Source organism: Bradyrhizobium neotropicale (assembly GCF_001641695.1).
GTDB lineage: Bacteria > Pseudomonadota > Alphaproteobacteria > Rhizobiales > Xanthobacteraceae > Bradyrhizobium > Bradyrhizobium neotropicale.
Window position 1 is genome coordinate 50395 of the sequence record NZ_LSEF01000070.1, and the last position, 14255, is coordinate 64649.

Sequence of the window (14255 nt, forward strand, 5' to 3'; positions counted from 1 at the left end):
GGGATGTCCGGAACCAAAATCCTCTGGGGACAGGTGATCACTGTCGGCCTGATCGTTTTGCTCGCTATCTGGGGAGCAACCGAGTGGACGGCCTGGCGGCTCGCCTATCAGCCGGAACTCGGGCGGCCCTGGTTCGAATTGATGGGCTTCAAGATCTACTACCCACCGGTCTTCTTCTGGTGGTGGTTCGTCTACGACGCCTATGCACCTCAGGTCTTTGTCGAAGGTGCCTTCATCGCGGCGTCGGGAACCTTCGTTTCGATCGCGGTGGCGATCGGCATGTCGGTTTGGCGGGCGCGTGAGGCCAAGAATGTCGAGACCTATGGTTCGGCGCGCTGGGCTGATGCGGAAGAAGTTCGAGCGGCCGGACTTCTCGGACCGGATGGCGTGGTGCTGGGCAAGATCGACCATGACTACCTCCGCCATGACGGACCGGAGCACGTGTTGTGTTTTGCACCTACCCGATCCGGTAAGGGCGTCGGCCTGGTGGTCCCCTCGCTTCTCACTTGGCCGGGTTCGGTCATCGTGCACGACATCAAGGGCGAGAACTGGCAACTGACCGCCGGCTTTCGCTCTCATCATGGTCGCGTCCTGTTGTTTGACCCGACCAACCCAAAGTCTTCGGCCTACAATCCGCTCCTTGAGGTCCGGCGAGGGGAATGGGAGGTTCGCGACGTCCAGAACGTCGCTGACGTCCTGGTCGACCCTGAAGGTTCGCTCGACAAACGGAACCATTGGGAGAAGACCAGTCATTCGCTCTTGGTCGGCGCCATCCTCCACGTCCTCTATGCCGAGGCGAACAAGACTTTGGCCGGCGTGGCCGCCTTTTTGTCTGACCCGAAGCGGCCGATTGAAGCCACGTTGAAGGCGATGATGACCACGCTGCACCTTGGCGAACAGGGGGCTCATCCCGTGGTCGCATCGACTGCCCGCGAGCTTCTCAATAAATCGGAGAATGAACGCTCTGGAGTCCTTTCCACGGCGATGTCGTTCCTGGGTCTCTACCGCGATCCCGTGGTGGCCCAGGTGACCTGCCGTTGCGACTGGCGGATCGCGAATCTGATTGCAGATAGCCGCCCGACGACGCTCTACCTCGTGGTGCCGCCCTCGGACATCTCGCGGACCAAGCCCCTTATCCGCCTGGTGCTGAACCAGATCGGCCGGCGCCTGACCGAGGACTTGCACGCCCGCGATCGCCGGCATCGCGTCCTGATGATGCTTGACGAGTTCCCGGCGTTGGGGCGGCTTGATTTCTTCGAGTCCGCGCTCGCCTTCATGGCGGGGTACGGCATCAAGAGTTTCTTGATCGCGCAATCGCTCAATCAGATCGAGAAGGCCTATGGGCCCAACAACGCTATTCTCGACAACTGCCACGTCCGCGTCAGCTTCGCGGCCAACGACGAGCGGACGGCGAAGCGTGTATCCGACGCGCTCGGCACGGCGACAGAGATGCGAGCGATGAAGAACTATGCCGGGCACAGATTAAATCCTTGGTTGGGGCACCTCATGGTCTCACGGCAGGAGACGGCAAGGCCGCTTTTGACTCCGGGAGAGATCATGCAGCTTCCGCCAACGGACGAAGTCGTGATGGTGGCGGGCACGCCGCCGATCCGAGCGAAAAAGGTGCGCTACTACGAGGATCGGCGGTTCACAGAAAGAGTCTTGCCGCCGCCCGATCCCTCGACCGCCGGCCGATCACCGCGAACGGATGGATGGTCGACACTTGCAACGCTGACGCCGGCGCCCCTTCCGACCAACAGGAGGCAAGGAGAGGAAGACACGGCGAATAGCGGCCTCCGTCGAGAGCCCGAACTTCCCGATCATGTCGCGATCGCCAAGGAGACGACCGAACCGACACCAGTCGAGGAATTTGCAGCCGTTCTTGACGACGACGACGATGCCGTCCGCCAGACTCGGCTTCTCCGCCAGCAGATGCGTGGCGTCGCGCGTCAGGTCGCAATGGACCCGGATGACGGAATGGAGTTCTGAGACACATGCGTGACCGGATGAATGTGTATTTCCCGCCGGAGCTTCTGAAGCAGATATCTGATCTGGCCGATCGCAAGAAGCTGTCCCGCTCAGCGATCGTCGAAGCCGCCGTTGCTTCGTTTCTGTCACCGGATGGAGCTGACAGGCAGGAGGCAGCGTTCACCCGGCGCCTCGATCGGCTGTCGCGACAGATGCAGAGGCTGGAACGTGACGTTGGTTTGACGGCCGAGACCTTGGCCCTCTTCATCCGTTTCTGGCTGACGATCACGCCACCCTTGCCCAACGATGCGCAGGCCGCCGCGCAGGCCAAGGGCAGGGAGCGCTTTGAAGGATTCATCGAGGCGCTCGGGCGCCGTCTGCAAAAGGGGCAAAGCTTTTTGCGCGAGGTTCCAGAAGATATCCGCCGTCAGGAGCCGGCCAGCGAAACTGACTGAGCCCTTGGACACACTATCGCGCCGGATTTTCTTTTCCTACGCCAACCTACGACCGCACCAATTTAGCCGAGCTGACAAAAAGCTGGACGCGCTATCGGCTCGAACGACCGGAGCGAGCAAAAAGGGCCAGCATGCAATCTTCAACAGCATGGAGTCGAATTGCGCGCGTTTTTCTTCCTTTTACCGCTGGGTATTATCTTTCGTATCTGTTTCGAACGATCAACGCCTTGATCGCCGGTCATCTCAGCTCGGATATCGGGCTTGGGACCGCCGACCTCGGGTTGCTTACGTCAGTTTATTTCCTTGTTTTCGCGGCGGCTCAGATCCCCGTTGGCATACTGTTGGACCGCTTTGGTCCGCGGCGGGTCCAGAGCGTTCTGCTCTTGCTCGCAGCGGCGGGCGCCGGACTGTTCTCGGTATCGACCGATTTCCTGTCACTTATAGTCGCACGCGCAATGATCGGGCTCGGAGTAGCGGCGGCGCTGACGGCAGGACTGAAGTCCATCATCCTTTGGTTCCCCAGGGAACGAGTTGGCTTGCTTAACGGCTACATGATCATGCTGGGGTCGCTAGGAGCGGTGACCGCCACGGCTCCCGTCGAAGGCCTACTCGCTTGGATGGGCTGGCGGCAGCTCTTTGAGATCGTGGCGGCCGCTACTGGTGCGAGTGCCATTCTCATCTATGTTGTGGTGCCAGAACGAGGCATTGTTCCATCAACAGCGCGCGCCACCCTTGGCTCCGTTTTCGGCGATCGGCGCTTCTGGCGCATTGCCCCGTTGTCGGCGACTTGCATTGGATCGGCCTGGTCTCTGCAGGGATTGTGGGCATCGCCGTGGCTGACAGACGTGGAGGGGCTTGATCGCGCAAGCCTCGTCCGACAACTCTTCATAATGTCGATCGTCTTGAGCTGTGGTGCCTGGTTGTTCGGCATGGCGGTCCATTACATGAAACGGCGAGGAATCGGGGCGGAGGCGACTTTGGCGATGGTCGCAGTGCTATTTGTGGTAGCCGAGTTGACCTTGATCCTGCGAGTGCCTCTGCCGTCGATCTTGCCCTGGTCCGTTGTCGCAATCGTCGGAACGGCAACCGTGGTGAGCTTCGCGGTGATAGTGGACTACTTTCCGCCCGAGCTTGCCGGTCGCGCCAACGGCGCCCTGAATGTCTTGCACTTTGGGTGGGCATTTCTGGCACAATACGCGACAGGCCTGATCCTGGAGCAATGGCCCACGAACGATGGCCATAGGTCGGTGCACGCCTATCAGATCGCGTTCGGCTTCAACGTAGCACTGCAGATCGCGGCGTTGGTTTGGTTCGCGCTGCCATGGCGCCGATCCTTCGCTTCATGGATGAGTTCAATTCCGTTCTTCACGCCGGCGAATGTTTGCGACCCGGCCGAGTCAGTTGGCCTGTATGAGAATTCGACCATACTCATGCCCGTGGACGACGATTCGGAGTGGTGAGCAGAACGCGCGGCGAACCGATACGATTGAGCAGGCCTCAAACCTCAGTTCTCAGTCTTTCTCTTTCTACGCCAGCCTACGATCATCGAAAGCGCTTGTTGCGCCAAGTCAATTTATGCCTTTTCTAATCATCCCCATGTGAGGGCGCTCTTTGGACGTCCTCATTCGGTGGGGGCGAACGGTGGCAATCCATTCGATTCAATCGGAAGCGAATTCGCGCGGTGCGCGAATGCTGCGTAGTGCGCTGGGCGCGGCGATCGCGGGCTACCTCGAAGACGAAGCGATCATCGAGGTGATGCTCAATCCGGATGGGCGGCTGTGGATCGACCGGTTGTCGAATGGTCTGATCGACACAGGCGAAACGCTATCCGCAGCGGATGGCGAGCGCATTGTTCGCCTGGTCGCCCATCACGTAGGCGCCGAGGTGCATGCCGGCGCGCCACGGGTTTCGGCCGAATTGCCTGGGACCGGCGAGCGCTTCGAAGGCCTCTTACCTCCGGTCGTTGCAGCACCGACTTTTGCGATCCGCAAGCCCGCCGTCGCCGTGTTTACGCTCGACGACTACGTCGCCAACGGGATCATGATTTCGGAGCAGGCCAAGATCCTGAAGAACGCGGTCGACGCACGGAAGAACATCCTCGTCGCCGGTGGGACATCGACCGGCAAGACAACATTGACGAACGCGCTCCTGGCCGAGGTCGCAAAGACCTCCGATAGGGTCGTGCTGATCGAAGATACACGCGAGCTCCAGTGCAAAGCGTCAAATCTCGTAGCTTTGCGGACCAAAGATGGCGTGGCCACACTATCGGATCTCGTCCGGTCCTCGCTGCGACTGCGTCCAGATCGTATTCCGATCGGGGAGGTCCGCGGCGCCGAAGCGCTCGATCTGCTCAAGGCTTGGGGCACCGGCCATCCCGGCGGAATCGGCACCATTCATGCGGGCACCGCGCTCGGTGCACTGCGGCGGCTCGAGCAACTCATCCAGGAAGCCGTCGTTACGGTTCCGCGCGCCCTGATCGCCGAGACCATCAACCTCGTCGCCGTTCTTGCGGGCCGCGGCGCTGACCGTCGCCTCGCTGAACTCGCCCTTGTCGCGGGGCTTGGTGCCGGCGGCGACTACAGCCTTTCATCAGCAGGAGACTGACATGCGTCAGCAATTTCGCCTTCCTCGAGATGCCGTTTCAGTGGCCGCCTCCGGCACGGTTCTTTTGGCGTCGGCACCGGCATGGGCTGCTGGCTCGAACATGCCGTGGGAGCAGCCACTCAATCAGATCCTGCAATCGGTGGAGGGGCCGGTCGCCAAGATCATCGCCGTCATCATCATCATCGTGACCGGGCTCACGCTCGCGTTCGGGGATTCGTCAGGCGGTTTCCGCAGGCTGATCCAGATCGTGTTTGGTCTGTCGATCGCGTTTGCCGCCTCGAGCTTTTTTCTCTCGTTCTTCTCCTTCGGCGGCGGCGTGGTGATCTGATGGATGAACAGATCGCAGGTTTTGTCGTGCCCGTTCATCGCGCGCTCACCGACCCGATCCTGATGGGCGGTGCACCGCGATCCGTCGCGATCGTCAACGGCACGATGGCGGCGGCGCTTGGGCTTGGGCTGCGGCTCTGGATCGCGGGTCTCGTGCTCTGGTTCATCGGCCACATGGCCGCCGTCTGGGCCGCCAAGCGCGATCCCGCCTTCGTCGATGTGGTGCGCCGACATCTGCGCATTCCCGGTCATCTCAACCTCTGAGTACTCGGTCATGATGAACCTCACCGAATATCGCCATTCTGACGCCCGTCTCGCCGACTTCCTGCCTTGGGCAGCCCTTGTCGACGAGGGAATCATCCTGAACAAGGACGGCTCGTTCCAGCGGACAGCAAGGTTCCGAGGGCCCGACCTCGATAGCGCGGTGCCGGCTGAGCTTGTCGCTGTTGCCGGCCGTCTGAACAACGCCCTGCGCCGCCTTGGATCAGGCTGGGCCGTATTCGTTGAAGCGCAGCGCCATTTTGCAGGGGCCTATCCTCCGAGCACCTTTTCGGATGTCGCATCCGCACTGGTCGACGCCGAGCGCAGAGCTCAGTTCGAAGAGGCCGGCGTCCACTATGAGTCCAGCTACTTCCTGACCTTCCTCTATCTGCCACCGGAGGAGGGGGCCGCCAGGGCAGAGCGCTTGCTCTATGAGGGCCGCGATCGCTCCGTTGGAGCCGACGCGCGCGAGGTCCTCCGCGGGTTTGTCGATCAAACCAATCGTGTTTTGCAATTGGTCGAAGGGTTTATGCCCGAATGCGCCTGGCTCGATGATCAGGACACGCTGACCTACCTGCACTCGACCATTTCGACCAAGCGTTATCGCGTTCGGGTGCCCGAGATTCCAATGCAGATCGACGCGTTGTTGGCCGACCAACCGCTGACTGGCGGGCTCGAGCCGATGCTGGGTTCGGCCAATGTGCGGGTTCTGACGATTGCCGGCTTCCCGGGCACGACGACGCCAGGGATCCTGGACGACCTGAATCGCCTGGCATTCTCGTATCGTTGGTCGACCCGGGCCATCATGCTCGACAAGACCGATGCCACCAAGCTGCTGACGAAGATTCGCCGGCAGTGGTTCGCAAAGAGAAAGTCGATCGGCGCCATTCTCAAGGAAGTCATGACCAACGAGGCGTCGACGCTGCTCGACACCGACGCCCACAACAAGGCGCTCGATGCAGACGCGGCGCTGCAGGAGCTGGGATCGGATCGGATCGGACAAGCCTTTGTCACGGCGACCATTACCGTCTGGGACGGCGATCCCAATGCAGCCGATGAAAAGCTCCGCCTGGTGGAGAAGGTCATTCAGGGCCGCGATTTCACCTGCATGATCGAAACGGTGAACGCCGTCGAAGCCTGGCTCGGCAGTCTGCCGGGGCACGTCTACGCCAACGTGCGGCAGCCACCGGTTTCGACCCTCAACCTCGCCCATATGATTCCGATGTCGGCCGTGTGGGCGGGCGAAGCGAGGGACCTGCATTTCAAAGGTCCACCTCTTCTGTTCGGCAAGACGGAGGGATCAACACCGTTCCGATTCTCGCTCCACGTCGGTGACGTCGGCCATACCCTCGTGGTGGGGCCGACCGGCGCCGGCAAATCCGTGTTGCTCGCGCTAATGGCGTTGCAATTCAGGCGTTATCCGAACTCTCAGGTCTTTGCTTTCGATTTTGGCGGTTCCATCCGGGCGACCGCCCTCGCCATGGGCGGTGATTGGCATGATCTCGGTGGCGCATTGTCTGAAGGAGGCGATCAACCCGTTGCGCTGCAGCCGCTGGCATGGATCGATGATCCTTCCGAGCGCGGATGGGCCACCGAATGGATTGGCGCGATCCTGGCACGGGAAAAGGTCGAGATAACGCCGGAGGTCAAGGATCATCTGTGGTCGGCGCTGACATCTCTCGCCTCGGCGCCGATGCAGGAACGGACTCTGACGGGGCTGTCGGTCCTGTTGCAGTCGAACTCTCTGAAACGCGCCCTGCAACCCTATTGCCTGGGTGGTCCCTCCGGTCGCCTGCTTGATGCTGAATTCGAGCGCCTGGGCGAAGCCTCGGTCCAGGCATTTGAGACCGAAGGTCTGATCGGAACGAGTGCAGCGCCGGCCGTGCTGGCGTATCTTTTCCATCGTATTGCTGACCGTCTCGATGGGCGGCCGACACTCCTTATTGTCGATGAGGGTTGGCTCGCCCTCGACGACGAGGATTTTGCCGGCCAACTCCGGGAATGGCTGAAGACGCTTCGAAAGAAGAACGCGTCAGTCATCTTCGCGACCCAGTCGCTTTCGGATATCGACGGCTCCGCGATCGCGCCGGCCATCATCGAAAGCTGCCCAACGCGCCTGTTGCTGCCAAACGAACGGGCGATCGAACCGCAGATTACTGCCATCTATCGCCGCTTCGGCCTCAACGACCGACAAATCGAGCTTCTGAGCCGGGCAACGCCAAAGCGTGACTATTACTGCCAATCCCGCCGCGGCAACCGGATGTTCGAACTTGGCCTCGGCGAGGTTGCGCTCGCCTTTACCGCGGCTTCTTCCAAGACGGACCAGGCGGCCATCGAGCGGCTCCTCGCCGAACATGGACGCGACGGCTTCGTGCCCGTTTGGCTCCGGCACCGTGACGTTGCCTGGGCCACTGACCTGATCCCCAATCTCAGCAATCTGGAGAGATCGCTATGAGCCGCCTTAGCTCATTCCTGGCTGTCAACACCATCGCCCTGACGCTTGGTCTCACAGCGCCTGCGCGGGCGCTGATCGTCTTCGATCCCGAAAATTACGTCCAGAACGTCCTGACCGCCGCGCGCGAGCTGCAGCAGATCAATAATCAGATCGCTTCGTTGCAGAACGAAGCGCAGATGCTGATCAATCAGGCAAAGAATCTGGCCAACCTGCCGTATTCGTCGCTGCAGCAACTGCAATCATCGATCCAGCGGACTCAGCAATTGCTGGCCCAGGCCCAGCGCATCGCCTACGACGTCCAGCAGATCGATCGCGCGTTTTCGACGAGCTACGCGCCGGCCACGGGCAGCCAGTCGAGCCAGGTGTTGGTCGCCAACGCTCAATCGCGATGGCAGAATTCCTATGCCGCAACGCAAGATGCGCTTCGCGTCCAGGCCGGCATCGTCGGGAACCTCGATACCAACCGCATCCAGACATCGGCCCTTGTAACGTCGAGCCAGAGCGCCAGTGGCGCCCTGCAAGCAACTCAGGCCGGCAATCAGATCCTCGCGCTTCAAGCGCAACAACTTGCCGATCTCACGGCGGCCGCGGCGGCAGAGGGCAGGGTGCAGAGCCTCGAAGCGGCTCAGCGCGCCTCGGCCCAAGATCAGGGGCGAGAGCAGCTTAGGCGATTCCTGGCGCCAGGACATGGCTATCAATCCTCCAATGTGCAGATGTTCCACTGATGACCGACGTAAAGGCATTCAAGGCGCTGTCGCTGCTTACGACGATCGGCCTCGCGGCCGTGGCGGCCTGCACGATTCAGCTTCGCGGAGGGGAAGAACCTCCGCCGCGACCGAAGGCGGAGCAGACGACAGACGCAACCGGCTCTGACTTTGCACGCTGCCGCATCGTCACTGCCGAGGAAGCGGCAGATTATCAGCATTGCCAGCAGGTTTGGGCTGAAAACCGGCGCCGCTTCTTTAGCAAGAAGAACGGTCCCGCAGATCCTCGCCAACAGGGTTCCGCCGCAGGCTTGGCGCCCGCCCCAAAGGACCAGAGCCGGATCCCGCACGGATATCCGCGACCGGCGACACCTGAGGCGAGCAAGCCATGATGGGTACCGGGATCATCGATCAGTTCTTGGAAGCGTTCACGCGTTATATTGACAACGGCTTCGGGCTGCTGGGGAGCGATGTCGGATATCTCGCAACTACACTTGCCGCGATCGACATCACGCTCGCCGCGTTATTCTGGAGTTGGGGCACTGACGAGGACATCATCGCGCGTCTCGTCAAGAAGACGCTCTTCGTGGGCGTCTTTGCCTACCTCATCGGCAACTGGAACAGCCTCGCGCGCATCGTCTTCGAGAGCTTTGCCGGCCTTGGACTGAAGGCGTCCGGCGCAAGCCTCTCTGCGGCAGATTTCCTGCGACCGGGAAAGATCGCTCAAGTGGGGCTCGACGCCGGCCGACCGCTGCTTGATTCAATCTCGAACCTGATGGGCTACATCAGTTTCTTTGAGAATTTCGTCCAGATTATCGTTCTTCTGTTTGCGTGGGTCGTGGTGCTGCTCGCCTTCTTCATTTTGGCGATCCAGCTCTTCGTCACCCTGATTGAGTTCAAGCTTACGACGCTGGCCGGCTTCGTGCTCATTCCCTTTGGCTTATTTGGCAAGACCGCCTTCGCGGCAGAGCGAGTCCTGGGCAACGTCATATCTTCAGGGATCAAGGTTCTGGTCCTGGCAATTATCGTCGGCATCGGCTCGACCCTGTTCTCGCAGTTCACCTCTGGTTTCGGCGACGGACAGCCGACCATTGAAGACGCGATGACGCTGGTCCTTGCTGCGCTCTCCTTGCTGGGTCTCGGTATCTTTGGTCCCGGAATCGCCAACGGCTTGGTGTCGGGCGGCCCCCAACTTGGCGCCGGTGCCGCGATAGGAACGGGCCTTGCTGCCGGCGGCATTGTTGCGGCGGGCACAGCTCTTGCCGCCGGCGGTGCTGGTCTCGCTGGCGGCGCCATTATGAGCGGAGCGTCCGGCGCCTATCGAAGCGGTGACCTTGCTGGCGGCGCGGAGGCAGGTCACTCGGCTGCTACGAGCCCTTTACGCCGCGCAGCGGCTGCGCTCGGCGGAGGCCGGGAAGCCGGCGAGCAAACCGCGAGCGCTTCGTCCGAAGGACAGCCCGAATGGGCGCGGCGCATGAAGCGTGGCCAGACTATTCGGCATGGCGCGTCGGCAGCCAGCCACGCGGTCCGCTCAAGCGATCAGGGTGGCAGCGGCTCCTCCGTCGATTTGTCCGAAGGAGAGCGCTGACACGCAGCCAATACCCTTTCGCCACCGCCGTGCCGGAGCGACGCAAACCCGGACGCGGCACCACTTCAAACCGATCAGTTGATCTCAGGGGCATTATCGATGTTCAAACGACCATCAGTACATTACGGGCGCATGCCCCAGCCGATTACGCCTTATCAAAAGGCGGCGCAGGTTTGGGACGAGCGCATTGGATCTGCTCGCGTGCAGGCCAAGAACTGGCGCCTGATGGCGTTCGGCTGCTTGGTGCTATCGACCGGCCTCGCGGGGGGACTTGTCTGGCACTCGAGCCAGGGATCGATCACGCCCTGGGTGGTCGAAGTCGATCATCTCGGCCAAGCCCAAAGGGTTGCGCCGGCCAACATCGACTATCAACCTACTGACGCTCAGATCGCCTACCATCTGGCGCGCTTTATCGAAGACGTCAGAGGTCTGCCGGCCGACGGCATCGTTCTGCGCCAGAATTGGCTCCGGGCTTATGATTTTACGACCGATCGTGGGGCGGCAGCCCTCAATGACTATGCGCGCAACAATGACCCCTTTGCCAAGTTAGGCAAGGCGCAAATCTCCGTCGACGTCTCGAGCGTCATTCGCGCGTCTTCCGAAAGCTTTCGGGTCGCGTGGACCCAACGCAGCTACGACAACGGCTCGCTCAGTTCGATCGAGCGATGGACTGCAATCCTCACGATCGCAATCGAGACACCGCGGGATGCCGAGCGCCTGCGCAAGAATCCTCTTGGGGTCTACGTCCACGCTATCAACTGGTCAAAGGAGTTAAGTCAGTGACCAAGACGCCATATCACGTTCATTCGAATCGTCCTGTCCTATGCGGTAGGCTCAATTCGGCTCGGACCAGGTTCGTGACTGCGAAGCGAGCATGTCTGTACGCTCTCCTGCTTTGTCCGTCGTTGCTTGGTGGATGCGCGACCTATAAACCGCCGGAGATCAGCTATGACGCGGAAATCCCGCCGCTGCCGGCACCTCCGGATGACAGATCGCGACCGCTTCACGTTCCACCGTCCTGGAAGCCGGCTCTCGGCGGCAAGTCGGGAGGGAAGGAAGAGCCCCAACCGGTGAGCCGGGTGGAGACAGCAAACAGCGCGGCCCGGGTCGAACCGCGCAAGCGGGGGTATTTCAACGCAGCGCAAATCTACGCTTACAGTCCCGGAGCGCTCTATCAGATTTATGCCGCACCGGGGCAGATCACCGATGTCGCTCTCGAAGAGGGAGAGCAGTTGACGGGATCAGGGCCGATCGCGGCCGGCGATACCGTACGCTGGGTCGTGGGCGACACCGAGAGCGGGAGCGGTGACACGCGACGGGTCCACATTCTGGTCAAGCCGACCCGCGCATCGATCGAGACCAATCTCGTCGTCAATACCGACCGGCGCACCTACCTGATCGAGCTCCGGTCCCGCGAGCGGCCATACATGCCCTCCGTTGCTTGGTATTATCCGCAATCAGTGCGCGAACGGTCGCGTTCAGTCGCTCTGAGACCCGTTCTTCCCGATCCGGCGAAACGTGTCTCCCGCTACGCCATCGAAGGGGACAGTCCACCCTGGCGGCCGCTCGCGGCATATGACGATGGTCGAAAGGTCTATGTCGAATTCCCGCAAGGCATCGTGCAAGGTGAGATGCCGCCGCTCTTTGTCATCGGCCCGGACGGCAAGACCGAACTCGTCAACTATCGCGCCTACGGCAATGTGTTGATCGTCGATCGGCTGTTCGCGGCCGCCGAACTCCGGCTCGGCGGTGAGCACCAACAGAAGGTCAGGATTGTCAGGACCGACGGGAGGCCGTCGTCATGAACATTCGGAATGAAAACGATCGCGAGCAAGCAGTTCCGTCGGATGACGAGCGGTCCAGGAGTTTCCGGTTGAGAGCAGAGCATCCGCGCGTGACACGGTTGTCGCGGAAGGTCCTGGCCGGCGGGAGCGCGGTTGCTCTGCTTGTCATCGGCGGAGCGGTGCTGTGGTCGCTGCAGAACAGTCACTCCCGGAATCCGGCGGTCGATGAGCTTTACGGCACCGACCATCACAATGTTGCCGACGGTATTGCGACGCTGCCGAAGGACTATGCTGGCGTTCCGCGCCAGCCTATCCCGCAGCTTGGTCCGCCGCTCCCCGGGGACCTCGGTCGACCGATCCTTGCCGCTCAAGGCCAGTCGCCGACGATCGGCGGTGATCCGGAACAGCAGCGCCGAGATCAAGAGACCGAGGCAGCCCGCATCAGCCATTTGTTCGCTTCGACCAATGGGAGAGACGTGCGGCCGCCCACCGCTGCCGCTGTTGGAAGCGACCGCGTCGTGCCACCGAACGCAACGAGCAGTCGCGACGACGGATTTGCGCAGAGCGGGCAAGACCGAAAGCTTTCCTTCGTGAACGCTTCTGTGGACCGTCGCACGGTCAGCCCTGACCGCGTCACTAGTGGTTCATCACAGTGATTTTGACGTTTTGATACCGAGCCATCCGAGGATAGGCAACTTTTCGGGTGGCAAGAGGATCTCGATGCTTCGAGCGACGCCGGGCTGGCGACGAATGAACCCGTTGCGTTCGAGGGTGAGGATCATCTGGTGGACTGACGGCGGGCTGACGCGGAAATGCCGCTGGATGTCGGCCTCGGCGGGCGGCTGTCCGAACATGTACGAGTAGGTATGGATGAAAGCGAGATAGTGTCCCTGCTTCTCGGTGAAGTGCGCGCCTGATTTTTGACTCATAGCTGGATTCGTCCCGGCCTCCGACAAGGAGGCGAAGCATGAATGTACGTTATCGGGTCGAATTGAGCCAAGCCGAGCGGGACGAACTGACGGCAATGCTCGGCGGCGGCACGCATTCCGCCCGCAAACTCAAACGGGCTCAGATTGTGCTGGCGGCCGATTCAGGCAGCTGCGACGCGGAGATTGCCCGAACCGTCCGGGTCAGCCTTTCCACCGTCGGCCGGACCAAACGCCGTTTCGTAGAAGGCAATCTGGAGCGGGCCTTGAGTGAGGAGCCGCGTCCGGGCGCGGAACGCAAGCTGACAGGCAAGGAAGAGGCCCTGCTGGTGGCGACGGCATGCGCCAAGCCGCCCGCCGGCCGCAAACGCTGGACGCTGACATTGCTGGCCGACGCGATGGTCAAGCTCACCGATCACGCCAGCCTGTCGGGCGAGACCGTGCGCCGCCGGCTGGCCGACAACGACCTCAAGCCGTGGCGCCGGGATATGTGGTGCATTCCTCATGTCGACGGCGAATACGTCGCCCGGATGGAGGATGTGCTCGATCTCTACGCCGAGGCGCCGGATCCCGAGCGGCCCCTGGTTTGCTTCGACGAGACCCCAGTCCAGCTGATCGGCGAGGTACGCCAGCCGATCCCTGCCCAACCGGGACAGCGCGAGCGCTACGATTACGAATATCGCCGCAACGGTACCGTCAATCTCTTCGTCACCTTCGATCCGCATCGCGGCTGGCGCAATGTCAAGGTTACAGACCACCGCGCCGCGGTCGACTACGCGCACTGCATGCGCGAACTCGTCGACGTCCACTATCCCAATGCCGCCTGCATCCGTGTGGTGCAGGACAATCTGTCGATTCATACGGCCGGCGCGCTATATCAGGCATTTGCGCCTGCCGAGGCCCGTCGCATCCTGCGCCGCCTCGAGTTCCACTACACCCCGAAACACGCCAGCTGGCTCAATATGGTCGAGTGCGAGATCAGCGTGCTGCAGCGCCAGTGTCTCGGCCGTCGCATCGACGATCCCAAAAGGCTTCGAAAAGAAATCGCAGCATGGCAACGGCAGCGAAACAAGGCGCGAGACCGCATCAAATGGATGTTCACAACCGACAAAGCCCGCGCCAAACTCGGTCGCGCCTATCCAGTTGCCGCCAAAGAGTCAAAACCACTGTGATGAACCACTAG

14 protein-coding genes and 1 pseudogene are annotated in these 14255 nt (G+C 61.5%); 14 read left to right on the plus strand and 1 reads right to left on the minus strand.

The annotated features are described in order from the left end of the window. Window positions 1–3 precede the first annotated feature (3 nt). The 13 genes and pseudogenes from AXW67_RS23475 to AXW67_RS23535 form a co-directional block, all read left to right on the plus strand. A complete protein-coding gene (locus tag AXW67_RS23475) occupies window positions 4–1989 on the plus strand; it encodes a conjugal transfer protein TraG (RefSeq protein WP_063679758.1) in 1986 nt (661 codons plus the stop codon). A 5-nt stretch (window positions 1990–1994) separates the two neighbouring features. Next, a complete protein-coding gene (locus AXW67_RS23480) occupies window positions 1995–2423 on the plus strand; it encodes a CopG family transcriptional regulator (protein ID WP_063679759.1) in 429 nt (142 codons plus the stop codon). Window positions 2424–2554: 131 nt separating this feature from the next. Next, the gene (locus AXW67_RS23485) at window positions 2555–3883 is read left to right on the plus strand and encodes an MFS transporter (RefSeq protein ID WP_063679760.1); all 1329 of its coding nucleotides are present in this window, start codon (window positions 2555–2557) and stop codon (window positions 3881–3883) included. Window positions 3884–4112: 229 nt separating this feature from the next. Then, window positions 4113–5027, plus strand: a complete 915-nt coding sequence (gene trbB / locus AXW67_RS23490; protein ID WP_063679761.1) for a P-type conjugative transfer ATPase TrbB — start codon at window positions 4113–4115, stop codon at window positions 5025–5027. A 1-nt stretch (window position 5028) separates the two neighbouring features. Then, on the plus strand, window positions 5029–5355 hold the full coding sequence (locus AXW67_RS23495; protein ID WP_063679762.1) for a TrbC/VirB2 family type IV secretion system protein: 327 nt from the start codon (window positions 5029–5031) through the stop codon (window positions 5353–5355). After that, window positions 5355–5618, plus strand: a complete 264-nt coding sequence (locus tag AXW67_RS23500; protein WP_063679763.1) for a VirB3 family type IV secretion system protein — start codon at window positions 5355–5357, stop codon at window positions 5616–5618. The genes AXW67_RS23495 and AXW67_RS23500 overlap by 1 nt, the downstream gene beginning before the upstream one ends. 10 nt (window positions 5619–5628) lie before the next feature. Then, the gene (gene trbE / locus AXW67_RS23505) at window positions 5629–8070 is read left to right on the plus strand and encodes a conjugal transfer protein TrbE (protein ID WP_063679764.1); all 2442 of its coding nucleotides are present in this window, start codon (window positions 5629–5631) and stop codon (window positions 8068–8070) included. After that, entirely contained in the window at window positions 8067–8795 is a 729-nt protein-coding gene (trbJ, locus tag AXW67_RS23510) for a P-type conjugative transfer protein TrbJ (protein ID WP_063679765.1), read from the plus strand. The genes trbE and trbJ overlap by 4 nt, the downstream gene beginning before the upstream one ends. Next, window positions 8795–9166, plus strand: a complete 372-nt coding sequence (trbK-alt, locus tag AXW67_RS23515; protein WP_063679766.1) for a putative entry exclusion protein TrbK-alt — start codon at window positions 8795–8797, stop codon at window positions 9164–9166. Before trbJ ends, trbK-alt begins: the two co-directional genes overlap by 1 nt. Further along, window positions 9163–10362 carry a P-type conjugative transfer protein TrbL gene (gene trbL / locus AXW67_RS23520; protein ID WP_063679767.1) on the plus strand — a complete coding sequence of 400 codons (1200 nt, stop codon included), beginning with the start codon at window positions 9163–9165 and terminating at the stop codon, window positions 10360–10362. Before trbK-alt ends, trbL begins: the two co-directional genes overlap by 4 nt. A 99-nt stretch (window positions 10363–10461) precedes the next feature. After that, complete coding sequence (gene trbF / locus AXW67_RS23525) at window positions 10462–11145, plus strand: conjugal transfer protein TrbF (RefSeq protein WP_063679768.1); 684 nt, start codon at window positions 10462–10464, stop codon at window positions 11143–11145. Next, on the plus strand, window positions 11142–12167 hold the full coding sequence (trbG, locus tag AXW67_RS23530; RefSeq protein ID WP_063679769.1) for a P-type conjugative transfer protein TrbG: 1026 nt from the start codon (window positions 11142–11144) through the stop codon (window positions 12165–12167). The genes trbF and trbG overlap by 4 nt, the downstream gene beginning before the upstream one ends. Then, window positions 12164–12796 (plus strand): annotated as a pseudogene (locus tag AXW67_RS23535) (TraB/TrbI/VirB10 family type IV secretion system protein); the annotation flags it as partial. The gene trbG and the pseudogene AXW67_RS23535, both read left to right, overlap by 4 nt. Here the strand turns inward: AXW67_RS23535 and AXW67_RS23540 are convergent. Further along, window positions 12794–13075, minus strand: coding sequence for a LexA family protein (locus tag AXW67_RS23540; RefSeq protein WP_063675745.1), 282 nt, complete (start codon window positions 13073–13075; stop codon window positions 12794–12796). The pseudogene AXW67_RS23535 and the gene AXW67_RS23540 overlap by 3 nt on opposite strands. Window positions 13076–13113: 38 nt before the next feature. Here AXW67_RS23540 and AXW67_RS23545 point away from each other — a divergent pair, with 38 nt between their 5' ends. Next, window positions 13114–14244 carry an IS630 family transposase gene (locus AXW67_RS23545; RefSeq protein ID WP_063675747.1) on the plus strand — a complete coding sequence of 377 codons (1131 nt, stop codon included), beginning with the start codon at window positions 13114–13116 and terminating at the stop codon, window positions 14242–14244. The last annotated feature ends 11 nt before the right edge of the window (window positions 14245–14255 follow it).